The following is a 22,690-nucleotide window of genomic DNA, read 5'->3' as shown; positions in this document are numbered from 1 at the left end:
TCCATCCTTTCAGAGAAATTATTTTAATAGAGAATATGATTTGAATTCTGCCACCTGTGGTTGATGTCCACGGGTGAAAGCAGTTAATCCTGTTCTTGCCAGTTCCTTGATTCCATAGGGCCTCAATAGATCGATGAGGGCATCGACTTTATCAGATTTACCTGTTACCTGAACCGTGACGCTTTCTTTACTCACATCAATGATAGATGCCCGGAACGGTTCGATGATGCCCTGGATTTCACTGCGGATCTGCGGGTTACTGATCACCTTTACCATCGCGAGTTCCCGGGCGACAATCGCTTTGTCGGTAATATCTGAGACTTTCAAAACATCGATTTGTTTGTTCAATTGTTTTGTCAACTGCTCAAGTTTGCGGTCATCTTCGACTTCCACGACAAAGGTCATCTTTGAGACCCCTTCTGTTTCTGTCCGGCCGACGGAGATGCTTTCAATATTGAACTGCCTCTTCGCGAGTAAGCCTGTGACTCTGTTCAGCACCCCGCTCCTATTATGAACGGTCGCTGTGACGATTCGCTTCATCGTTTCACCCCAATCATCTCGTGTAGTCCCTTGCCTGGTGCGATCATCGGATAGACATTTTCTTTCTGAAGAACACGACAGTCTATAACTGCGGGCTGGTCATCCCCAAGGACTCTCGGAAGGACCTCTAAAAGCTCTTCTTGAGTTTCAATCTTATATCCTGGTATTTGGTAACTTTCTGCGAGTTTCACAAAGTCAGGTTGAACATCAATGATTGATTCTGAATAACGCTCGCTGTAAAATTTCTCCTGCCACTGCCTTACCATGCCAAGGGCCTGATTGTTAACTATCAGCACTTTGACCGGCAGCCTTCGCTCTTGTAGTACAGACAGTTCCTGCAGCGTCATCTGAAAACCACCATCGCCTACAACAGCAACACAAGTGGAATCCATATCAGCAAGTTGGGCACCAATCGCTGCCGGGAAACCATACCCCATCGTTCCAAGCCCGCCTGATGTGACCCAGCGGTTCGGACGATCAAAAGAATAGTATTGGGCGGCCCACATTTGGTGCTGACCTACATCTGTCGTGACCACCGCTTCGCCATTGGTATATTCATAGACTTTCTGCATGAGCCATTGAGGGACAATCTGTTCATCCGGCTGATCATGCCATAGAGGATAGTCCCGTTTGTTTTGACTGATCGCATCCATCCATCCTTCATGATCAAGACCTTTCACTGCTTTCGCATTCAAAGCTTCCAATGCAGCGTGGGCATCAGATACGATCGGAATGTGAGTGGGTATGTTTTTGCCAATTTCAGCAGGATCAATATCGATATGGGCAACGGTTGCATTCGGTGCGAAGTGTTTCAGGTTGCCTGTCAACCGATCGTCAAAGCGGGAGCCTATATTTATGAGCAAATCACATTCATACAACGCGGTATTTGCTGAATACGTCCCATGCATACCTGCCATACCGAGGGACAAATCACAGCTTCCCGGATAACTCCCAAGCCCAAGCAGCGTCGTCGTAACCGGAAGTTGATAATTCTGGACGAACGTTTTCAACTGCTCGGAAGCTCCTGCGTGAATAACGCCGGATCCAGCAAGGACCACAGGTTTTTTAGCTTCGATCAGCGCATCATGCAACTTACTGATCTGCAGCGGATTCGGTTTAACGGTCGGCTGATAGCCAGGCAAGTGGAATTCACTTTTTACGTCTTTTGCGTAAACCGTAGAACTGATGTCTTTCGGAATATCTACAACGACAGGACCCGGCCTCCCGGTGGTCGCAATGTGAAAGGCTTCATTCACGATACGAGGAAGGTCTTCAATTTCCTGCACTTGATAATTATGTTTGGTAATTGGCGTCGTGATCCCCATGATGTCCGATTCCTGAAAAGCATCCGTGCCGATTACACCTTTCGCTACCTGGCCCGTGAAAATGACCAGAGGGATCGAGTCCATCATCGCATCCGCAATGCCTGTCACTAAGTTCGTTGCACCAGGTCCTGAAGTACCAATAACTACTCCGGCTTTCCCGGATACCCTCGCGTAGCCTTCCGCGGCATGGATTGCTCCCTGTTCGTGTCTTGGCAGAATGTGATCGAAACTTCCTTCCGCACGGTAAATCGCATCATAAATTGGTAAAACCGCACCACCTGGATACCCGAATAACGTTCCAACACCTTGACCGATCAAAGCTTCCACGAGCAAATCAGCACCTGTTTTAGCAGCAGTCTGCTGTTCTACACTTGCCTGTGCCTTCATTTTTTTCATCCCTCCTGTGTTTAACTGTCTATTATAGAAAAAGCGGTCCGTCGTTTTGATAGCTCCGCTTTACAACCTTTCGTCTTTCGAACAAAAAAGAGACCTTTTCCCTCCTCAAATTCCTCCACCATCATGGGTGTGCAAGAATATGAGGGGTGAAAAGGTCTCTCTTTACTTCCACGGTACCACCCTCATTCATGAAGCTATTAAAATAGCTCCACCTTATGGGATTCAAGTTGAATCCCTTTTGATAACAGGTGCTGTGAAACACCTGGTCCCGCCTACTGGTCAAACGTTCAGCGTGGACACTCAAGGATGATGTCAGAATAAGGTGTATTTCCGGGCTTCCAGCAACCCCGGCTCTCTGGGAATACAAGAACTTATTCCTTTATTCCTTTCATCGTGTTAGATTCGTTCAGTTTTCAATTGCGTCAAGTTCAACTCACGTGTGCTTGATTATTGCTGTACACTTTGTGGCCATCCTTAGTCGTTACTTTTCTGAATTCTGATAGCAAGTGGTTCGTAACAACGCCGGGTGTTCCATCTCCGACTTTCCGTTGGTCGACTTCCACAACAGCGATGACTTCTGCTGCTGTCCCCGTTAAAAACACTTCATCAGCTACGTAAACATCATGTCTTGTAAACGGCTGCTCCTTTACTTTATAGCCTTTCTCTTCGGCTAAATCGATGATAGCGTTACGGGTGATCCCTTCCAGGGCACCTAAATAAGTCGGCGGTGTCAGGATCGTTCCATTCTTCACGATAAAAATGTTGTCGGCAGAGCCTTCTGTCACATAGCCTTGATCATTGAGCATTAGAGCTTCATCAACCCCGGCCTGATTGGCTTCCATTTTCACCAGGATATTATTCAAGTAATTTAATGATTTCACTTGTGGTGGCAGTACGTCCGGTCGGTTTCTCCTGCTTGAAACAGACGCGAGCCTGACTCCGCGTTCATATAATTCTTTCGGGAATAAAGCGAGTGCTTCAGCAATGACAACCAAACGAGGATTTGCACAGCTGGACGGGTCGAGACCCAAATTGCCAGCACCTCTGGAAACGACAACCCGGATATAAGCGGTCTCCAACTGGTTACGGCGGACAGTTTCCGCAATAATCTCTTCGAGCTCCTCCTTGTCATATGGAATTTCGAGCATGATCGACTTTGCCGAATCATACAGACGGTTTAAGTGTTCATCCAGCTTGAAGATGTTGCCTTCATAAACGCGAATGCCTTCAAACACCCCATCTCCATATAAGAAACCATGATCATAAACGGAAACGACTGCTTCTTCTTTCCTCACATATTCGCCGCTCATATAAATCCACTGGCTGCTCATTCTCAGCACTCCTTTCTTTTATAGTTTAATGTTTGAAATGGTTAAAGAATGATAAAGAAAATGTGGACCCTTCAGGTAAGTGGAAATCTTACATTTTCAGGGTCCCAGTCTCAGGTCTTTCACACGAACCAACCGGACGATTCAAGTCATCGTTGTGGTTGATTGAGGACTACTTTAAACCCATTTTGAGGGAAGGTCAACAGGTTTTCCGCAAATTTTCTGAACACTCAAAAGATTCAATGAATGGGTAAAGCGCTTACATCCTTGAGAGACATGACTTCCTCTTTCTTTTTCTCTTTTCTTTTTTTCTTTTTTATCTCCTTTCAAGGAATTTATTGGTGAAAAAGTGTTCCTGGGAAAAGCATAAATGTTTCACCAACTCAAAGGACATCCGCCCTTCCTTTCGAGCCCGTCCTCTCATATTGTGTCGTATAGGAACACAAAAGGTGGTGAAAGATATGGGCTGGTATGGTGGCTGCGGCGGATACGGCGGTTACAACAACGGAAGCACTTTCGTTTTGATCGTTGTATTGTTCATCCTTTTGATTATCGTAGGAGCTTCTTTCTACAACTAAAAACCTTTGCGTGTGAACCACCGTTACTCAAAATAAGTGGTTCACACAAAAAGCGGATGGTCGTTTACGCCTTTCCGCTGCTCAGGTGTGCATAAAAAAGAACCAGAGGTCATCACCACCTTCTGGTTCATTGATCGTATGTCAGCCAAAGAAAAATAACAGAGAGTTTGTTTTTCTGATATAGGGCTGGTTATAATAGAAAAGGAGACATGCTCTCTACAACCTCTACCTGTAGAGCGTCTCCCTCTTTCAACACCAGAGCAGAACTGCTCTGGTTTTTTTACGGATTCATTCGTTTATTATATTTATATAATGACCACACTTATATATGGGCCGGCCTCACCAAGTCGTTCATCACAGCACACCGGCCTTCAAGGTATTTATCTTTTTTCTTGAGACCATTAACTCCTCTCAATTCTCCAAAGCACACTCCCTTTGATATTCCAAATTAATAATAATTTGCTGCAATTCCGGCAAGGTCATATCTCTCGTTCTTTTTCCAAAGGCATCCTCGGTGTAGCCTAAATCCTTCAACTGATCAATTAAGAAGTACCTTTCCTTATACATACCTTCAGAGGGATGTAACGACACGAGCATGCAATCAACTCCTGAACAAAGATTATAGTAATATGTTCTTTCTACTCCCATACCCCTTTTTCCTCTTTTAATTCCGATTTAGTTATCGAAATTATCAGATATTTATAAAGAGTCCTGTTTCAAAACGAATCCAATGCATTTCGGGTGAGTTTCATCCCTCTCACCTTTCATATATTAAGTTTTGTAAATCGAGTAAATCATCAGATCGACAAAAAAAACGCCCGCTAATGGGCGTTTTAAGTGACTATATGTTGCCGAAAAATTTCTCTGCTTTTTCAAGATAAGGTTCTTCTTCAGGCATCAACTCATATTCTTCCACGATCGCATCGACCGGACACACCGATACACACGCTCCACAGTCTATACAAATATCAGGGTTGATGTAGTACTGATCTTCCCCTTTTTCTATACAATCGACAGGACATACGTCTACGCATTCACCCGCTTGTTCACCTTGGCACGGTTGGGTAATGACAAATGCCATAAGTATCTCTCCCTATTTCCTTAATAATAACAGTGTCTCGAATATAGGGGGCATTTGTCAACGTTTGTCCTCAGGGATCACCTGTTCTTGAACGAGTTCACAATGCATTCGTCCTATTGAATTGTAAAAGAACATAAGGGCTTGTAGAATGATAATCAGCTTATAATAGAAGATTGATTGACTGTCCGAAAGGAGGAATATCCATCACCGCCAAGTTAACCATTCGATACATATTATTGGTCATCTTCTCCTTAACTCTAGGGGCAGGCTGCCAATCCATGAATCCTTCAGAAAACCAGACACCCTCTGCAGAAAAATCAAGTACTCCCCCATTATCAGAAAGCAACGAGACTGTGGGCGTCGTCACAAATGTAGTGGATGGAGACACTGTCGATCTTAAAATCCATAACACAGAAGAACGAGTTCGCTTATTGCTCGTCGACACGCCTGAAACCGTCCACCCTCACCTTCCTGTCCAGCCGTATGGACCTGAGGCTAGTGCCTATGCCAAGGAAACGTTGAGAGGCAAGAAAGTACGCATTGAATTTGACGGTCCTAAAAGAGATCGATATGACCGCCTTCTTGCCTATATCTGGGTAGATGGAATGAACTTCAATCAGCAGCTGTTGAGAAAAGGACTTGCAAGATACGCTTATGAATATGACCCGCCTTACAAACACTCAACTACTATGAAGAAGGCGGAGAATGAAGCCGAACACAGAAAGGAAGGCGTCTGGAGTATTAGAGGTTATGTAACAGATGATGGATTCTCCAAAGAAAAACAATATCAAGAATACGAGATACCTGGAACCTCAGAAACCGACCTCCCGTATGATCCGAAAGGACCTGACCGGGACTGTAGCGATTTCAGGTCTCAGAAAAAAGCACAATTGTTCTATGAAGCAGCAGGAGGCCCCGATCACGATCCCCATCGACTTGACGGTAAGGATCAGGACGGACTTGTGTGTGAAAGTTTATCCTAACCTTCCCTGACTTTCCTATAGGGATGTTTCCCTATAGGAGTGCTGGTTGTTTAGAAGTTCGTAGAAAGATGATGACTTTCTTGCATCTGGGATTTCCACGAGTTGGTCAATGGTAAAACTCCTCCCTCAGTACTCAGCTTTTTTTATAGGGGATGCTTTATACAGCTCCCCTGTCTTTTCAACCTCACCCGTTGTAATTTTCTCAATATTATTGTAATTCAATCATAAACAAGGTAAAATCATGTAAATATAAGGAACATTTTGATTGAAAAGGATCTTTTTCCTTTTCAATCCATACATTAATATATTGGGGGTCTTCAAATGAAAAAGTATTCATGGTTGATGTTCATCCTCCTCTTCACGATGAGCCTTTTCTTAAGTGCTTGTGGTGAAAGTGGAAACGGCGGTTCTTCCGATGGAGATGATGGCGGAAGTGATGGCGGTGAAGAAATGACCAACCTGACGATGGGGACAGGCAGTGTTGGCGGCGTTTATTATCCACTTGGCGGGGAAATGGCCAACCTGTTCGCCGATAACATCGACACGGAAGGGTTTGACGTAAGTTCCGTTGAATCCGGCGCATCCGTTGAAAACATTGCAAAAATCCAGTCAGGAGATTTCCAACTCGGAATTGCTCAAAACACGACAATGATCAATGCGGTTGAGGGTAAAGGAGAATTTGAAGGAAAAGATGTCGGGAATGTCGGCGTCATTGGTTCTCTTTATCCAGAGGGACTTCAAGTTGTAACCCTTGATTCTACAGGAATTGAATCCATTGAAGATTTAAAAGGGAAAAAAGTAGCAGTGGGACCACCAGGTGGAGCGACACGTGAAGCTGCAGAAATGGTCCTTTCCGCTTATGGCATTGAAGAAGGAGACTACGAAGCGTTTGAAGAAGGTTTTGGTGATGCGAAAAGCAAACTGCAAAACAATACAATCGACGCCTCTTTCGCTGTAGTAGGTGTTCCATCTTCAACAACAGACGAATTGGAAGCAGCTACCGGGGAAGTTAAATTCCTGAATATCGAAGGTGAAGCTCTTGAAGAAGTGGTTTCCAACAGTCAGTATGAAGCATACACGGTAGAACCCGGCACATATGATTGGCAGGAAGAGCCGGTCGAAACCATTACAGCTATGGCTTTACTTCTCGGTTCGACAAGCCAGATCAGTGAAGATCTAGCCTACGAAATGACGAAGACACTCTATGAAAACTCCGGAGACATGTCGATCGCTCAGGCGAAATTGGTAACCAAAGACAGCGCCTTGACAGGTGCCCAGGAGCTTCCATTACATCCAGGGGCAGAAAAGTACTTCAAGGAAGCAGGTATTCTTGAATAAAGGCAGCAAACTGAACCGGACATTGGATTGTCCGGTTCTTTAGAGCGCTGATTTAATAAAAGAATGGAGGCAGGAGAGTGTGACAACTAAAGATAACCAGAAAGTCGAAAAGCAGGAAATGATGAAGAAATACGACAAAGAAAGCACATTCCGCACAAACCTCGGACCTTGGGGCTGGCTGACCCTAATCCTCGGGAGTGCCCTGACTATATTTCAATTGTATACAGCTTACCGCGGCGCCTATGTATCCCTTATTCAGGGGGCAATCCATTTAGGTGCAGCTTTATGTTTGGTATTCCTTCTTTACCCCGTAAAATCTTCTTTGACGGGTAAGCGAGGTATTCCATGGTATGACCTTGTTTTTGCAGCCGTTGCTCTTTATTCAAACTTTTATATTATTCAAAACTATGATCGTCTCATCAACGAAGCGATTATATTCGGTTTCAACTATTTAGATCAATTTGTGGCGACCGCTGGCATACTGTTATTACTGGAAGCCACCCGGCGGGTCGTGGGACTCCCCATTGTCATTATAGCTGTGCTCGCGCTTCTCTACGGAATGTTCGGCAACTTCATTCCTGTGATCGGACATGCCGGCAATGATTGGCCGACCCTTGCGACCAAGATGTTTTTCAGTTCAAGCGCGATATTCGGTATTCCAATCCAAATATCTTCTACTTACATCTTTCTCTTCCTCTTTTTCGGGGTTATTCTTGTGAAGACCAATATCGGACAATTCTTTAATGATCTCGCCCTCCGTTTGACTGGAAAATACACGGGTGGAACAGCCAAAGCGGCCGTCGCAGCCAGTGGACTTCAAGGAATGGTCAGTGGAAGTTCTGTTGCCAATACTGTAGGTTCTGGATCATTTACAATTCCTATGATGAAAAACGCAGGTTTCAAACCTCATTTCGCTGCGGCCTCTGAAGCTTCCGCCTCTACCGGTGGACAGCTCATGCCACCAATCATGGGTGCAGCAGCTTTCATCATGGCTTCCTATACTGGAGTTCCCTACAACGAAATTATCGTCATCGCCATCATTCCGGCCCTTTTGTATTTTTCGGGCGTATTTCTCGGCACACACTTTGAAGCGAGAAAGCAGAACATCCGGGGACTGCCTAAAGATGAACTTCCAAAAACGAATAAGCTTTTGAAACGTTTGGACCTATTCCTACCGCTTGTCATAATCATTGGTTTCCTCCTGGCAGGCAGGACACCGACATATGCCGCTTTATTTGCAATTGTGACAGCATTCGTCATCAGCTTCTTCCGTAAAGATACGAGGATGTCCTGGAAAGGAATTATTAAACTGCTGGAAGAAGGAGCACGAGTGGCTCTCCCTGTCATCGCAGCTTGTGCTACAGCAGGCATTATTGCAGGAACAGTGACGACCACGGGGCTTGGTCCTAAAATCGCGGGCGGAATCATCGACCTTGCCCAGGGCCAATTCTTCCTCGTCATGTTTTTCACGATGATCGCCTGCATCATATTGGGAATGGGACTACCTACGACAGCAAATTACGTTGTCACTGCTACGATGGCGGCCCCGGCCTTGCTAGCCTTTGATGTACCCGTGATCGCTGTACACATGTTTGTCTTTTATTTCGGTATCGTTGCCGACATTACACCTCCTGTCTGCCTAGCTGCTTATGCAGGGGCCGGGATCGCAGGAGCAAACCCGATGAAAGCGGGAGTAACCGCCGTCAAATTAGCGATCGCTGCTTTCATCATCCCCTATGTGTTCGTGACTAACCCGCTCCTTTTACTGCAGGGAGACGTCAACGCCTTTAATTTATCCATCAGCGTAGTAACCGCTTTACTGGGGATGGCTGCTATCAGTTCTGCTCTGATCGGTTATTTTGCTACAAAAGTCATTTGGGTAGAACGTATCGCTCTTGTAGCAGCAGGTCTCTTGCTCGTGTACCCAAGCCTTGTCATTTCTCTCATTGGCTTAGGTGTATTCACAGCGATTTCTGTGTATCAATATGTTAAAAATAAAAAAGAAAAAGATTCTCAACAAGAAGCGTATGTTTGAAAAAAATCCGGAGCTTGGTTCAACTAAGGTCCGGATTTTTCTCTATCCAACCCCTCAAACGCCCCCCCACTCCTTCATATTCTATAGTTTCTACAGAGTGAAAAACGGCTAAGGGTGGGTAAAAGGTGAAAGGGGAGTTGAAAATTGACAGAACAACATAAACTTGTTCGAGACAAAGTCCCAAACCAATTAGAAGGTTCAGGAAAAACGATCCGCACTCGAACACTGAACCAAAAAGATTACAAAGATTCATTAAAAGAAAAATTAAAAGAGGAAGTTGAGGGTTACCTTCAAACCGCAGATAACGAACAAGCCCTAATCTATCTGGCAGACCTTCTGGAGGTCGTTCACGCCTTGTCTTATACTCACGGCGCCACGTTCGAGGAACTCGAACACATCCGTCAGCACCGCAGGAAAGAAAAAGGCGCCTACATGAATCGGACGCTGCTTCTTGATGTAGAAGAGTAAGTCTTCCATTGGAAAAATATAATAGTTACAGGCTTTCCCTTTACTATTAACTCTGTTCCCGCATAGAGTTGATCGTTCCAGCAATAAAAGGAGAAACTTCCATAAGAATGGAAGTTTCTCCTTTTATCTTCGTCTTATTCAAAGAATGAAAGGCTTCGGCCTGCACCTCGGTCAGACACTTTTTCCATAAGCCCAGCACCAAAGGAAGATCCCTGATAAGCTTTTCGAATTAAAGCCTTCCATGAACCTGTGATCATTAGCCTTTCCTTTAATCAATAGGATCGACTGCCTTCCCATAACGGATTACATCATAGATGGCCATCCCGTCGCTTGGTTTTCCCTCTCCATTACGATAAGGAAATAAAGAAAAAAAGATAAAATAAACAGAGAAATAGGAATACTGGTAGAAAAATAAATCCACCGGCAGAACTTCGTTAGTGATTAATAGATTCAAAATCATGATGACCATTAGATTAAAGGCACTACCTGCGGCGTAGATCGCTACATGAGCCCACGTTTTATTATAGGAGAGCTTTTCATACTGACACCAGCCTTCCATGAAATACATGCGGCGTACCTCCAAGGCGCCTATATGGAACATTAATTTACCAGTACCTATGCAATATTTAATTTTCCCTCCAAATAATCGTGCAATAAGAACATGACCGGTTTCATGTACGAGTGTTACCATTGGCAGAATCAAAAAAAAGTTTATGATGAACATTGGAATATCATTCAGTGTAAACATTGGTGTGCCTCCATCACAGAATTTTGAAGTACTGGGAAAAACTCTTCCCGTTCTGGCCGAAAAATAACCCACATGAAACAAACTACTTCCATAGTCCCCTTTATAGAAGAGATTTCCCACCTTCAATACTCCCCCATGATAATATTCATAAAATTTTAACATACCATGGTCTATTGTTTCTGCTTTCGATTTCGAGTATGATAGGAATAGCGATTTTTTTTAATGAGGAGCGTATATATGAAACGATCCATTTACGGATTGACGTTTGATCAACTGACGGATTGGCTTATCGATCACGGAGAGAAAAAGTTCCGCTCAAAACAAGTGTGGGACTGGCTCTATCAAAAACGGGTCACTGATTTTTCGCAAATGAAAAACGTGAATCAATCTTGTATCGATGTTCTTAATGACCATTTCACGATTGAAACACTTTCAGAGGAAATAAAACAAGAATCCCAGGACGGAACCGTCAAGTTCCTATTCAAACTGGATGATGGGAATATTATTGAAACGGTCCTTATGCGTTTCAACTACGGTTTGTCTGTATGTGTAACGACACAGGTCGGATGTAACATCGGTTGTTCGTTCTGCGCCAGCGGTATTCTGCGGAAAAACCGTGACTTATCCAGTGGCGAAATAGTAGAACAGATCATGCAGGTCCAACAGCACCTCGATAAACAGGGGAACGATGAACGTGTCAGCCACATCGTTGTCATGGGAATCGGAGAGCCATTTGACAACTACGATAACCTGATCGACTTCTTAAAGGTTGTAAACGATCAAAAAGGACTTTCCATTGGTGCACGGCATATCACGGTGTCCACAAGTGGAATTGCTCCAAAAATGTACGAATTTGCTGATGAGGGAATCCAGATCAATCTGGCTCTTTCTATCCACGCACCAAACAATGAGCTACGCACCCAAATCATGAAGATTAACAGGGCCTATCCGCTCGAAAAATTGATGCCAGCCATTGATTATTACCTTGAAAAGACTAACCGGCGGATCACTTTCGAGTATATCCTGCTGAAGGATGTCAACGACCATAAGAAAGAAGCCGAGGAGCTTGCGGACTTGTTGAAGGACAAACGCCACCTTTCCTACGTAAACTTGATCCCATACAACCCGGTCGCCGATAATCCTTACGAACGAAGTGAGAAAGAAGCTATTCTTACCTTCTATCAAACATTGATGGATCGTGGAATTAGATGCGGAGTAAGAACTGAGCATGGAACGGACATCGATGCAGCCTGTGGTCAGTTGCGTAGTAAACAAATCGAGAAAGAAAAAGCACGCAAAAAGAAAAAAGTACAGCCAAGTTAAAAAACATGAGGCTCAAGCCTCATGTTTTTTATTGCCTCATAGCAGCCTCCGCAACACCCTTCCATTTTATTACAATATCTTCCCCTGCCTAAAAAGCAAAATTTCACAACTTTCATTTACAATACCTATATAAAATGGTTTTATTTGTAAAATATTAGGCAATAGACAACTAGACAGACAAATTCATGGGTGATGGTAAAATCTCAGAAGAGGAGTGGAGTCGTATGAAAAAGTTCTTCGCATGTTTTTTTATCTTCAGTCTGATTTTTGGCAGTGCAGGAACCGTGTTTGCGGATAATCATGATGGGGATAAGGATTGTAGTGATTTTGGATCGACCGAAGAAGCCGAGCAGTACTGGGCTGAAAATGGTTATGATGAAAACAATGACCCAGATGGACTTGATCGGGATAAAGACGGAATCCCTTGTGAAAGCAGTGGCGAAGGTTCCTCTGAAAATAGTTCCAGCACAGATGATGGCAGTATGGAAGAGTCGGAAGAGAATGGAACCGAAGAAGCCTCCGCGGATGATGAACAAGGCGGTGAACTTCCTGAGACAGCAACCCCGTATGCTACATATGCTCTTTCCGGGATGGTGCTGTTGATCATTAGTGGTGGTCTGCTACTGGCTCGCAGAGAAAACTAAACCAGATAAAACAACCATCGCCCCTTAGCGGACCTATCCAGGTCTGCTTTTTTTATGTTCTCTCCCACGGCTTCCTTTTGTTAAAGGCTCTGTTAAAGTTTAGTATTGATATTACTGCAAAAAGGAACTTCCAATTGTATATTTGGCTTATTCAACTAAAGCTCCCTTTTCTTGAAGACTTTATTACGACATGTTACGAGGATTCATTGCCTGGTTGAGCGTCAGGTGCGGCTGGGAAGCCACTCGCTTTCCTGCGGGGAGTGGCGAGCTTCCTAGCGGGATCTCGCCGATCTCCTTTCTCCCACGGGAGTCTCGCAGCTTCCCAACCACCCCATTCGACCATGCGAGAATCTACCCCCTACACCAAGAAGGAGCACCTTCCATTATTACTACCTATAGTAAGAAAGTGCTCTATAACAAGCGGTTATGAGCTCCATCCATACGATAGAAATAAGGGATACAGCTCTCCATTCGTATAGTGAGCGCCTATTTCTGAGAGTGGTTTTGAGACACTTAAAAGGCAAAGGGGCGAAGGGGAATGGCGAGACTCCTATCTTAAGTGTGCAGGCGCCTCGTTCAGCGGCGTATGGACTGGACTGAGCTGGAGGAAATAAAGGAAACACGAAGAACGTAGAGATTCGATGTTGACTTATCGTACAGAAGCGAGGGAAGTCTCACTAGCCGCTAGGCGCAGAAACCGGATATCTATGAGGAAGAGAGTGCTTGGTGAGACCGCGCAGGACATAGTCCGGGGAGGCTCACCGCGCTCCCGCGGAAAGCGAGTCATTCCCCGCAGCCCCTATCCACAACACAAAAGTTACGAAATAAGAATCCAACAAGATTCAATGGTTACATCGTGAAAGTAGATCATCTAAAGGTTTCGATACCTGGAATAAATCCCCTTTCACCATTCATTGTCACTTCCATCCGTTGATGCAAATATCAACACTGAACTTTAACAGAGCCTTGTTAAAAAAACAGGCTCCCTTCATTGAAGAGATGCCTGTTCATTTATCGTTGCGATAACCCATACATAATAAAATGAAGGGTATGATCAATTTCCTTTTCATCCTCCCAATCCAAGTCAGGAGCAATAATAAAACGGGTGACCAAAAAGCCGATGATTGAAGACATGATCATGCGGATAATGGAAGTATTCGGCATTTCGACAAGTTTTCCATCTTCCTTCAGCTGGTTCAACGTTGCCTCGAATTTCGGAAACACCTCTTCCAAGAAGACCTGCTGAAACCTTTCCTGCAATTCCTGGTGAAAGGCCATTTCCTGAAGAACTATTCGTAACAATGCAGCATTTTCCCGCACGAATTCAAAACGGTTTTTCAACAATTTGCGCACGAGGCCTTCCAATCCTTCGGGAGGCTCGTCAAATACATTCTTTGCGAAATGGGAGGCGAAAAACGGCAGAGTGAATTTAGTCATAAAGGGTGTCACAATCGAGATCAACAATTCCTTTTTTGTTTTGTAGTGACGGAAAATCGTCCCCTCTGCTACATTCGCTCTTGATGCGATTTCGCTTGTTGAAGAAGAAGCATATCCCTTTTCAGCAAATATTTCAACTGCTGCCTGCAGAATTTTTTCCTGTTTTGGTGTTAACTTTTGTTCCTCACCTGTGGATTGTTCCAAAGCGTCCACCATTTTTTTAAAATCAGTCATCCATCCATCCTCCTCGACATTCATTGTACCTTATCACAAGCGTCTGTGCTTCTTCAATGCCATGATATTCAGCACGGTGAACAAGGTAGTGAAACCAAGAAGAATATAAACTTCTGTTTGGAAATCCCCCCAAGAAGCCTGACGCAGCATAATATCTCTCAAGGCTTCAGCTCCATATGTTAGAGGCATGATATTCCCAATCCACTGCATCCATACCGCTAAGCCTTCAGTAGGAAATAACCCTGAGAAGAATACCTGTGGCACAATGACCAATGGAATAAACTGAATCATCTGGAACTCGTTCTTCGCAAACGAGGACAGTAAAGTACCAAGACTTAGAGCAGTCAATGCTAACAGTATTGTAACAATCAAAACATAAAAGAAATTCCCTTCCATAAATACATCAAGAACATAAATGGAATAGGCAGCGATAATGACGGACTGGAGGATCGTGAAAATACCGAAACCCGCCAGATAACCAAACACGATCTCCGACCGTTTGATCGGTGTAGCCAACAGTCTCTCCAAAGTTCCCTGCGTACGTTCCCGTAAAAAGGAGACGCCTCCAACAATGAACACGAAAAAGAATACAAAGAAACCAATGAGTACAGGACCCACATAATCAAACAGCCCCATTGCTTCAGATCCGTGCAGATAACTGACTTCCACCGACATTTGATTATCCGGCTGTAATTGTTTCAATTCTTTTTGAATGGTCCCGGAAGTATTCGGGTTACTCCCTTCAATCATCAGTGAAAGTTTCTGATCTTCAAAGAGGAGGATCGCATCTAAATCACCTTCCATCAACTTTTCCTCGGCTTCGGAATAAGTAAAAGTCTCTACTTCCAATGAATCGGAAGATAACTTTTCAGCCATCTGCTCCGGAACATCCACCAAACCGATATTGGCAGATGCATCATTATTATCCAGTACAACCCACATTAAGGTTAAGACGAGAAGAGGAGCCATGATCATCAGTGCAACACTTCTTTTATCCCGTCTAAATTGGAGTAGGATTCTTTTCATCACATGGAAGGTATTCATTTGTTTCCACCCCCATAATGCAAAAACACATCTTCAATCGTACTTACACCCAATGTTTCTTTTAAAGAAGATGGTGTATCAAGGGCAATAACCTTTCCTTCCCTTAAAAGAGCCAAGCGATCACATTTTTCTGCTTCATCCATCACGTGAGTAGTAACAATAATGGTGACCCCCTGCTCCTTCAGACGGTTCAACTCTTCCCATACCGACTGGCGGAGTACGGGGTCTATGCCCACCGTTGGTTCATCAAGAATAATTAAATCCGGCTCATGAAGCAGGGCGGCCGCTAACGATAACCTTCGTTTCATACCACCAGAAAAGGTTTCCACAGGCTTCCCCGCCGAAGAAGACAAGTCCACCATATTTAACACATGATGAATCCTTTCTTTACGCTTTTTTCTGGACATTTTATAGATGGAAGCAAAAAAATCAAGATTCTCCAAAGCTGTCAGTTCCTGGTACAAAGCATCTGACTGAGCCATATACCCGTATTTCTTCATCTGTTCGAGATCTGGCACAGCAGTTTCATTAAGAAAAATTTCTCCTTCTGTGGGTTCAAGGATTCCCGCGATCAGCTTTACGAGCGTCGTCTTACCTGCCCCAGATGGACCAAGCAGACCGAATATTTCACCTGAGTGAATGCTCATCTCCACATCATCAATAATTGTTGTTTTCCCAAATTGATGGGTGATTCCTTTCATTTCCACCACATTAGCCAAGTGACATCCCCCTTTTTATATTGTGAGTGATTACTCACTATCATTATACTCTGATTTATCGATATGTAAAGTGAGTAATCACTCACTAAAGAATTATAAAAAAGGTTCTGTTAAAGTTAAATATTTATATTACTGCAAAAAAGGAACTTCGAATGTTATGGAGCTTCTTCATTTTTATCATTGGCTTATTCAACTAAAGCTCCCGTTTGTGGAAGACTCAGTTTCGAGATGTTCCGGGGTTTTATTGCCTGGTTGAGCGTCAGGGGTGGCTGGGAAGCTACTCGCTTTCCTGCGGGGATGGCGCCAAGCCTCCTCGGACTTCGTCCTGTGGGGTCTCGCCAGCCCATCCATTCCCGCGGGAGTCTCGCAGCTTCCCAACCACCCCTTTCATAGTAAGGAGAAACGACCCCTATACCTAGAGGAATTGTTCCCTCTTCCCCATATTAAGGCAGGCATTAAGTGCTCTGTATCAAGCTTATAAATTCTGAATGCCTGCTGTGGAGAGGTTATATGATCTACTTTCCTCAGTCATTCAAGCTGTTTGTTCCAGTAGTGATTTAGAGAATCTGCCATGGCAAAGGGGCGGAGGGGAATGGCGAGACTCCTATCTTAAGTGTGCAGGCGCCTCGTTCAGCGGCGTATGGACTGGACTGAGCTGGAGGAGATAAAGGAAACACGAAGAACGAAGGGATTCGATGTTGACTTATCGTACAGAAGCGAGGGAAGTCTCACTAGCCGCTAGGCGCAGAAACCGGATATCTACGAGGAAGAGAGTGCTTGGGGAGACCCCGCAGGACGTAGTCCGAGGAGGCTCACCGCGCTCCCGCGGAAAGCGAGTCATTCCCCGCAGCCTCTATCCACTCAACAAAAGTCTCGACACTGAGTCTTAAACAATCCTGCCATTTAGCGAAAGGCTCAGTTTTCATTGGTTACATCGTGAAAGAAAATCATCTAAAGGTTTCGACACTTGGAAATAAATTCCCTATTCATCTTCCTATCATTCATTGTAACTTCCATCCGTTGATGCAAATATCAACACCGAACTTTAACAGAGCCATAAAAAAAGACGGAGCCCCTGAGCGCTCAGTCTTTTGTTTCCTCTTTCTTCTTTTCAAGAAAATATTTCACACCGGCGACCGTACCAATTCCTAACAAAGCATACTTCAACCCTTCAACCGTCGATCCGGGAGAAATTCCATGCTGCCAGTAAGAAAAGCTTACACCCAATAAAACAGCGAGGATCGGAATGTATCGATTAGGCACCCGATTCGTCTGTCTCATCGCATACAGCAATACGGCGAGTGCTGCATAAGGAGAAAAATCTGTGATGAAGTCCATGATGTCGTCGCCTCCAAAAGCCTAAAAAGTTATATTTTATCCTATTCAAGGCTAAAGGAGCTTAGTACTTTTCAAAGAATGGACAGCTCTTCCTGACAAGGAGGAGCTGTCCCGATTACTCATGGAACATATGATTTCGGCCCGAGTGCTTTTTCAACTTCCATATAGTCAAGATTATGCGCTTCTGCAACTTCCCGGTAAGTGACATAACCGTTGACGATGTTTACTCCCTTTAATAGAGCACTGTTTTCCAAACAGGCTTTCTGGAACCCTTTATTTGCAATTTGCACAGCATAAGGGATGGTGACATTCGTCAAGGCAAGTGTCGATGTTTGAGGGACCGCCCCCGGCATATTACCCACTGCATAATGGACAACCCCGTATTTAATATACGTAGGATCATCGTGAGTGGTAACGTGATCAACGGTTTCCACAATCCCTCCCTGATCAACGGCGACATCAACAATGACACTTCCTTTCGCCATCGACTGGACCATCGCTTCCGTTACGAGTTTTGGTGCTTTTGCCCCAGGAATTAACACCGCACCAATGAGCAAATCCGATTCTTTGACAGCCTGCTCTAAATTCAATGGGTTCGAGATGAGAGTATTGATCGAAGAGCCGAAGATATCATCCAGCTGGCGGAGCCGCTCTGGACTTAGATCGACCATCGTGACATCTGCTCCGAGACCTATTGCAATCTTGGCGGCATTCGTCCCTACCACACCACCACCAATGATGGTTACTTTCCCTCGCTTTACGCCAGGGACTCCACCTAATAGGATCCCTTTCCCCTCATGGGTACGCTCCAAATATTGAGCTCCTTTTTGTGCAGCCATCCTCCCGGCCACTTCACTCATAGGAGTAAGAAGAGGCAGCGAGCCATTGTCTGATTGTACGGTTTCATAGGCGATCGCCACTACTTTCTTCTCTACAAGGGCTTTGGTCAATTCTTCATCGGCGGCAAGGTGAAGGTACGTAAACAAGACCAGTCCCTCGTAAAAGTATCGGTATTCTTCAGCCAGTGGTTCTTTCACTTTGAGAACCATAGGCTGGGACCATGCTTCATCTGCGGAACCTACGATTTTGACACCTACTTCTTCATATTGTCGATCAGAAAATCCCGAGCGCTCCCCCGCTTTCGTTTCAAGAAACACTTCGTGACCTTCGTTGATGAATTGGAGTGCACCCGCTGGGGTTATAGCCACACGGTTTTCGTTGTTCTTAATTTCCCTAGGGATTCCAATACGCATTTTAACAACCTCCCATCATGATCCAAGTGATTGGATGGCGTCCACCACCGTATCCAACAAGAAAGTCAAATCTTCTTCTTCAATAGATAAAGGCGGTGAGAGTGTGATTACATTATTGAACCCGGCCACTGTCATTCCGTTCTTACCAATGAGAATCCCTTTGTCTTTACAAAAAGAGATAATTTGGTTGACTTGACTGATCTCCAGGGGGGCCTTCGTTTCTTTGTCTTCCACCATCTCAATTCCAATAAGAAGTCCTTTTCCTCTGACATTCCCGACTTTGGTGTGGGACTGGAGACGGTTGTTCAAATCATTGAGCGCTGCTTCTCCGAGAACACGGGAACGTTCAAACAGGTTTTCTTTTTCCATGATTTCTATATTTTTGAGTGCGACTGCACAAGACGCAGGATGTCCTCCGAATGTATTAATATGACGGAAAAAATCATACGTGTCATTCCCACAGAATGCTTCATAGATGTCTCGTCTGACCGCGGTTGCTGAGAGTGGAAGGTACGCGCTTGTCATTCCTTTAGCCATCGTAACGATATCCGGTTTCACTCCATAATTCATGAACCCGAACGGCTTCCCTGTCCTTCCGAACCCACAAATCACTTCATCCACGATCAATAACGCTCCATGTTTTTTACAAACCGCCTGTACCTCTCTCATGTACTCTTCTGGTGGAACGATCACGCCTCCCCCGGTAATGATGGGCTCCATGATGACTCCAGCAATTGATTCACTATATTCCCATGTCATCACATCATCGATTTCCTTTGCTCCAAAACGGTCTTTCTCACCATGATCATTTCTGTATTCATCAGGGGGAGCTACATGAAGAAAGCCGGGACCCAGAGGCTCATACTTATATTTACGCTGAGCCTGACCAGTAGCAGCCAGTGCACTCGTGGAACTTCCATGATAAGCCCTGTATCTTGATATGAATTTTGTACGATAGTGATCCCCTTTTTGCTGGTGATATTGACGGACCATTTTGAACGCAGCCTCGTTCGCCTCGGAACCACTGTTTGAGAAAAAGACAACATAATCATCACCAAGCATTTGGTTGATTTTTTCCCCTAACTGAATGGCTGACTCATGGCTCTGTGTAAGCGGCATGTAAGAAAGGCTCTTCATTTGATCATACGCAGCTTCTGCTAACTCTTCACGGCCATAACCGATATTCACACACCATAATCCAGACATAGCATCCAAATAACGATTCCCTTCTGAATCTGTGATCCAGGAACCTTTCGCACTTTTAGCCACCATCGTCGCATCAGGATTATAAGGTTTCATAGAATGCCACACAAACTTTTCATCTTTTGAAAGCATCTCATTTTGCACATTAGCTTTAGTCAACGGAGAAACCCCCTCAATGTCTTTTATTTGAATTGTCTCAATTATCTAACATTTACCGGTTTCTTTCATTAGACATAGTGTCAAACGGTCTCTCCTCTGCTTTCACATAATGACAACAAAGATAAAACATGGAAAACGAACAAAAAAAAACTTATCCAAGGTCGGATAAGTGAATCGCTTTTCTCAAGTGACCGCTCTTTGATATTCATACGCAAGAAGAGCAAATTCGATCACCTGCCTTTTTTCACACTCCATAAAATCCGGCCCCAAAAGTTTCTCCAGCTTCTCTAAACGGTGATAGAGGGTCTGACGAACTACAAAAACTTTGGAAGCGGTTTCTTTTTTAGATCCATTGCAGGCCAAATAAACCCTCAAAGTCTCCAGGAGGTTCGTGTTATTCTTTTCATCATATTGGATGATTGGTTCTAAGTATTCTTCAACCAGACCATCTAGACTACTGTGTTGGTGAACTAGTGAGATCAGCCTGTACATATGAAGATCATCATAAAAGAATTTCGACTGGTTATCCGGAAGCTTCTCCTGGAGCGTTAACGTCTCTTGCGATGTTTGAAAACTGACATGCAAATCGGAAAGGGCCTTCACATATTTTCCACCAGCAATTTGAAAGGACGAAATACTCGAGTCATTCAAAAGACTGATTTTCTTTAATCGTGCCACCCCTGATTTGACTCGCTTCTTCCAATCTTCCTCTCCCTTCCTGTTCAACAAAATGAAGGTGATTTGATGGCGTTTCTCGACAGGAAAGACATAATAACCATTCTGATCGAAAATATTATGGATGAGCATATTCATATACGTTACATCCGGATTGGATTTTTGTCTATCCACCATATTGAGTTTTAGAGTAAGGACAATTGCACCTTTAACGGTTTTATCCAGTTTATATATGGCTAGTCTATCTCGTATTTCTTCCTCTTCATGCTCTCCCTGCAGCCATTCCGTAAGCCACTCCGTCTCTTTCACCTTGCGTTTTTCTTCTGTGTACAATTCCCGTAATAAATATTGAGCTAAAGCTGTTGCTGTCCGGTCAAGCAATAAAGATTCAAATTCCCCGAATTCTCTACGATTGGACATTAAGTAAATGTTTGCAAACTCTCTGTCAAACACCTGTACCGATTGCTTCAATACCCTTTTTGTCCTTTGGTCCGGCGTACTCAATTCCATCAGTACCTGCTCACGCTCTTTTTCTCTCAAGGCAGGAATCGTGACGATTGTATGATCCTTTGCGATGTAGACAAGTTGGCACTTCACATACTGTTGTAAGTTCTTTAGAATTTCAAAATAATTATCAATCGATAACAATCGTTTATTTAAACGCTGCGAGTAATCTTCTAAGTTTGTAATGAATTCATATTGCTGATTGATCAGGTCCGCGTGGATATCCTGGGTGATTTCCACAAAGGAAACTTCCGTATGAAACAGGATGATCGGAAAATCATTGGCATCTGCTAAATCAATCGATTCCTCACTTATGTAATCAACAAAGCTTCCGATTTCGATACATATTCCGGCTACATCCCTATCAATCAGTTGTTTCAACAGGTGAAGAAAAAGTTCCTCATCATCCTTCCAGCCGAAGCCAGTAGAAAGGACAAGCTCCCCACCTTTCAAGTTCTTTCTCACTTCGATCATTTCATAAACGTGAACCCATTTGACCAGTCGGTCGAGCCCCCCTCGACCAGCAACGACTTCCGCAGAAGAAAAATGATCCCTTTTCAGGATGTTTTCAATCGACATGTGTTCGTTCATTGAATGACCCCTCTTTTAAAGTACAACAATTTTTCAGAAAAATCTAATAGATTGTGAGATTTTATGACAAATAAGTTTTTTAGTCCTATGAAATCTAACACCCCTTTAAAGAATGAGCACGCCTTTATCAACGGTCACCCATCTTAACAGGGCACCCTGCGGTGTACGAACAGTTGGACTATATAATTTTGCTTTTCTATAATTAAATCTACGGAAACTACTGATTGTTTTATATGTACACTAGTTACGCTTTTTACTATCCTCCAACTCTCGTTCCAGCCGTTCAACTTTTTGATGTAGTTCCTTATGGGGCTGTAGAACTTTCCTTCCTAAAATGATTATAAAACCAAGAAACAACACAATACTCCCTATGATTGCTACACTCCCAAATATAATCAGATCTAAAATAAAAATCCATCCCTTCCTGAAGTCACATTCCCAACACAAGGTCACTTACAAATCAAAAAAGATCGGCAGGTGCCGATCTTTTTTGATACTACTTCACACTTTGTTTCTTTTGTTGCTGGACAAGTATGGTTGAGAAGTATTTGCGGGTATCAGGGTGAAGAATGTGGAGGCGCTCCTTCCTGCTCATCCCCTCATCGTTACCCTTATACTGGAATTCGACGAAGGCACCACTCAAATTCTCTGTAACACCACTGATGACATAGCCTTTCTCCAGTAAAAAGTCAATTTTCTCACGTTCTGCTTCAAACTCACGATGATCCGACATTATTTTCTCCTCC

Annotated in this window: 21 protein-coding genes; 7 read left to right on the top strand and 14 right to left on the bottom strand. The window is 44.0% G+C overall.

Annotated features, from left to right (window positions below; all coding sequences use genetic code 11):
• Positions 1-18: 18 nt before the first annotated feature.
• The 3 genes from ilvN to ilvE all read right to left on the bottom strand — a co-directional run bounded on the left by ilvN (position 19) and on the right by ilvE (position 3,592).
• Positions 19-540 (bottom strand): acetolactate synthase small subunit, encoded by a 522-nt coding sequence (gene ilvN / locus ACXADE_RS06285; protein WP_089654003.1) that lies wholly within the window; start codon positions 538-540, stop codon positions 19-21.
• Positions 537-2,252, bottom strand: a complete 1,716-nt coding sequence (gene ilvB / locus ACXADE_RS06280) for a biosynthetic-type acetolactate synthase large subunit (protein ID WP_474979627.1) — start codon at positions 2,250-2,252, stop codon at positions 537-539. The genes ilvN and ilvB overlap by 4 nt, the downstream gene beginning before the upstream one ends.
• Positions 2,253-2,689: 437 nt before the next feature.
• The gene (gene ilvE, locus ACXADE_RS06275) at positions 2,690-3,592 is read right to left on the bottom strand and encodes a branched-chain-amino-acid transaminase (protein ID WP_474979626.1); all 903 of its coding nucleotides are present in this window, start codon (positions 3,590-3,592) and stop codon (positions 2,690-2,692) included.
• Positions 3,593-4,050: 458 nt separating this feature from the next.
• Between ilvE and ACXADE_RS06270 the strand changes: the two genes are divergently transcribed.
• Positions 4,051-4,167, top strand: a complete 117-nt coding sequence (locus ACXADE_RS06270) for a YjcZ family sporulation protein (protein ID WP_474979625.1) — start codon at positions 4,051-4,053, stop codon at positions 4,165-4,167.
• A 411-nt stretch (positions 4,168-4,578) separates the two neighbouring features.
• Here the strand turns inward: ACXADE_RS06270 and ACXADE_RS06265 are convergent, their stop codons facing one another.
• Positions 4,579-4,764, bottom strand: coding sequence for a hypothetical protein (locus tag ACXADE_RS06265; protein WP_474979624.1), 186 nt, complete (start codon positions 4,762-4,764; stop codon positions 4,579-4,581).
• A 244-nt stretch (positions 4,765-5,008) separates the two neighbouring features.
• Complete coding sequence (locus ACXADE_RS06260; RefSeq protein WP_089653998.1) at positions 5,009-5,248, bottom strand: indolepyruvate ferredoxin oxidoreductase subunit alpha; 240 nt, start codon at positions 5,246-5,248, stop codon at positions 5,009-5,011.
• A gap of 278 nt (positions 5,249-5,526) precedes the next feature.
• On the opposite strand from ACXADE_RS06260, the gene ACXADE_RS06255 reads away from it, so the two are divergent.
• From ACXADE_RS06255 to ACXADE_RS06240, 4 genes are all read left to right on the top strand, one after another.
• Entirely contained in the window at positions 5,527-6,231 is a 705-nt protein-coding gene (locus ACXADE_RS06255) for a thermonuclease family protein (protein ID WP_474979623.1), read from the top strand.
• A 321-nt stretch (positions 6,232-6,552) separates the two neighbouring features.
• A complete protein-coding gene (locus ACXADE_RS06250) occupies positions 6,553-7,569 on the top strand; it encodes a TAXI family TRAP transporter solute-binding subunit (protein ID WP_474979622.1) in 1,017 nt (338 codons plus the stop codon).
• A 118-nt stretch (positions 7,570-7,687) separates the two neighbouring features.
• Positions 7,688-9,604 carry a TRAP transporter permease gene (locus tag ACXADE_RS06245; protein ID WP_474982204.1) on the top strand — a complete coding sequence of 639 codons (1,917 nt, stop codon included), beginning with the start codon at positions 7,688-7,690 and terminating at the stop codon, positions 9,602-9,604.
• Positions 9,605-9,748: 144 nt separating this feature from the next.
• On the top strand, positions 9,749-10,072 hold the full coding sequence (locus tag ACXADE_RS06240; RefSeq protein ID WP_474979621.1) for a nucleoside triphosphate pyrophosphohydrolase: 324 nt from the start codon (positions 9,749-9,751) through the stop codon (positions 10,070-10,072).
• Positions 10,073-10,340: 268 nt separating this feature from the next.
• Here the strand turns inward: ACXADE_RS06240 and ACXADE_RS06235 are convergent, their stop codons facing one another.
• Positions 10,341-10,820 carry a site-2 protease family protein gene (locus ACXADE_RS06235; RefSeq protein ID WP_474979620.1) on the bottom strand — a complete coding sequence of 160 codons (480 nt, stop codon included), beginning with the start codon at positions 10,818-10,820 and terminating at the stop codon, positions 10,341-10,343.
• Between the two features lie 237 nt (positions 10,821-11,057).
• Between ACXADE_RS06235 and rlmN the strand changes: the two genes are divergently transcribed.
• Entirely contained in the window at positions 11,058-12,143 is a 1,086-nt protein-coding gene (gene rlmN / locus ACXADE_RS06230) for a dual-specificity RNA methyltransferase RlmN (protein ID WP_474979619.1), read from the top strand.
• A gap of 224 nt (positions 12,144-12,367) precedes the next feature.
• A complete protein-coding gene (locus ACXADE_RS06225; protein ID WP_474979618.1) occupies positions 12,368-12,787 on the top strand; it encodes an excalibur calcium-binding domain-containing protein in 420 nt (139 codons plus the stop codon).
• A gap of 1,011 nt (positions 12,788-13,798) precedes the next feature.
• Here the strand turns inward: ACXADE_RS06225 and ACXADE_RS06220 are convergent.
• The 8 genes from ACXADE_RS06220 to ACXADE_RS06185 all read right to left on the bottom strand — a co-directional run bounded on the left by ACXADE_RS06220 (position 13,799) and on the right by ACXADE_RS06185 (position 22,677).
• Positions 13,799-14,458 carry a TetR/AcrR family transcriptional regulator gene (locus ACXADE_RS06220; protein ID WP_474979617.1) on the bottom strand — a complete coding sequence of 220 codons (660 nt, stop codon included), beginning with the start codon at positions 14,456-14,458 and terminating at the stop codon, positions 13,799-13,801.
• Positions 14,459-14,491: 33 nt separating this feature from the next.
• A complete protein-coding gene (locus ACXADE_RS06215; protein WP_474979616.1) occupies positions 14,492-15,502 on the bottom strand; it encodes an ABC transporter permease in 1,011 nt (336 codons plus the stop codon).
• Positions 15,499-16,203, bottom strand: coding sequence for a heme ABC exporter ATP-binding protein CcmA (gene ccmA / locus ACXADE_RS06210; RefSeq protein WP_474982203.1), 705 nt, complete (start codon positions 16,201-16,203; stop codon positions 15,499-15,501). The genes ACXADE_RS06215 and ccmA overlap by 4 nt, the downstream gene beginning before the upstream one ends.
• Positions 16,204-17,304: 1,101 nt before the next feature.
• The gene (locus ACXADE_RS06205; RefSeq protein WP_474979615.1) at positions 17,305-17,559 is read right to left on the bottom strand and encodes a phage holin family protein; all 255 of its coding nucleotides are present in this window, start codon (positions 17,557-17,559) and stop codon (positions 17,305-17,307) included.
• A 119-nt stretch (positions 17,560-17,678) separates the two neighbouring features.
• Positions 17,679-18,812: an alanine dehydrogenase gene (ald, locus tag ACXADE_RS06200; RefSeq protein WP_474979614.1), complete on the bottom strand. Its 1,134-nt coding sequence runs from the start codon at positions 18,810-18,812 to the stop codon at positions 17,679-17,681.
• 15 nt (positions 18,813-18,827) lie between these two features.
• A complete protein-coding gene (locus ACXADE_RS06195) occupies positions 18,828-20,174 on the bottom strand; it encodes an aminotransferase (protein ID WP_474979613.1) in 1,347 nt (448 codons plus the stop codon).
• Between the two features lie 183 nt (positions 20,175-20,357).
• A complete protein-coding gene (locus ACXADE_RS06190; protein ID WP_474979612.1) occupies positions 20,358-21,944 on the bottom strand; it encodes a PucR family transcriptional regulator in 1,587 nt (528 codons plus the stop codon).
• A gap of 496 nt (positions 21,945-22,440) precedes the next feature.
• Positions 22,441-22,677, bottom strand: a complete 237-nt coding sequence (locus tag ACXADE_RS06185; RefSeq protein ID WP_474979611.1) for a hypothetical protein — start codon at positions 22,675-22,677, stop codon at positions 22,441-22,443.
• Positions 22,678-22,690 lie beyond the last annotated feature (13 nt).

The organism is Halobacillus sp. ABR2_026 (assembly GCF_056158545.1).
This window is presented reverse-complemented; position numbering and strand designations above follow the sequence as displayed.

Coding starts and splice junctions, on each gene's coding strand:
- ilvN (WP_089654003.1), bottom strand. CDS start 540: ATGAAGCGAATCGTCACAGCGACCGTTCATAATAGGAGCGGGGTGCTG.
- ilvB (WP_474979627.1), bottom strand. CDS start 2,252: ATGAAGGCACAGGCAAGTGTAGAACAGCAGACTGCTGCTAAAACAGGT.
- ilvE (WP_474979626.1), bottom strand. CDS start 3,592: ATGAGCAGCCAGTGGATTTATATGAGCGGCGAATATGTGAGGAAAGAA.
- ACXADE_RS06270 (WP_474979625.1), top strand. CDS start 4,051: ATGGGCTGGTATGGTGGCTGCGGCGGATACGGCGGTTACAACAACGGA.
- ACXADE_RS06265 (WP_474979624.1), bottom strand. CDS start 4,764: ATGCTCGTGTCGTTACATCCCTCTGAAGGTATGTATAAGGAAAGGTAC.
- ACXADE_RS06260 (WP_089653998.1), bottom strand. CDS start 5,248: ATGGCATTTGTCATTACCCAACCGTGCCAAGGTGAACAAGCGGGTGAA.
- ACXADE_RS06255 (WP_474979623.1), top strand. CDS start 5,527: ATGAATCCTTCAGAAAACCAGACACCCTCTGCAGAAAAATCAAGTACT.
- ACXADE_RS06250 (WP_474979622.1), top strand. CDS start 6,553: ATGAAAAAGTATTCATGGTTGATGTTCATCCTCCTCTTCACGATGAGC.
- ACXADE_RS06245 (WP_474982204.1), top strand. CDS start 7,688: ATGATGAAGAAATACGACAAAGAAAGCACATTCCGCACAAACCTCGGA.
- ACXADE_RS06235 (WP_474979620.1), bottom strand. CDS start 10,820: ATGTTTACACTGAATGATATTCCAATGTTCATCATAAACTTTTTTTTG.
- rlmN (WP_474979619.1), top strand. CDS start 11,058: ATGAAACGATCCATTTACGGATTGACGTTTGATCAACTGACGGATTGG.
- ACXADE_RS06225 (WP_474979618.1), top strand. CDS start 12,368: ATGAAAAAGTTCTTCGCATGTTTTTTTATCTTCAGTCTGATTTTTGGC.
- ACXADE_RS06220 (WP_474979617.1), bottom strand. CDS start 14,458: ATGACTGATTTTAAAAAAATGGTGGACGCTTTGGAACAATCCACAGGT.
- ACXADE_RS06215 (WP_474979616.1), bottom strand. CDS start 15,502: ATGAATACCTTCCATGTGATGAAAAGAATCCTACTCCAATTTAGACGG.
- ccmA (WP_474982203.1), bottom strand. CDS start 16,203: ATGAAAGGAATCACCCATCAATTTGGGAAAACAACAATTATTGATGAT.
- ACXADE_RS06205 (WP_474979615.1), bottom strand. CDS start 17,559: ATGGACTTCATCACAGATTTTTCTCCTTATGCAGCACTCGCCGTATTG.
- ald (WP_474979614.1), bottom strand. CDS start 18,812: ATGCGTATTGGAATCCCTAGGGAAATTAAGAACAACGAAAACCGTGTG.
- ACXADE_RS06190 (WP_474979612.1), bottom strand. CDS start 21,944: ATGAACGAACACATGTCGATTGAAAACATCCTGAAAAGGGATCATTTT.
- ACXADE_RS06185 (WP_474979611.1), bottom strand. CDS start 22,677: ATGTCGGATCATCGTGAGTTTGAAGCAGAACGTGAGAAAATTGACTTT.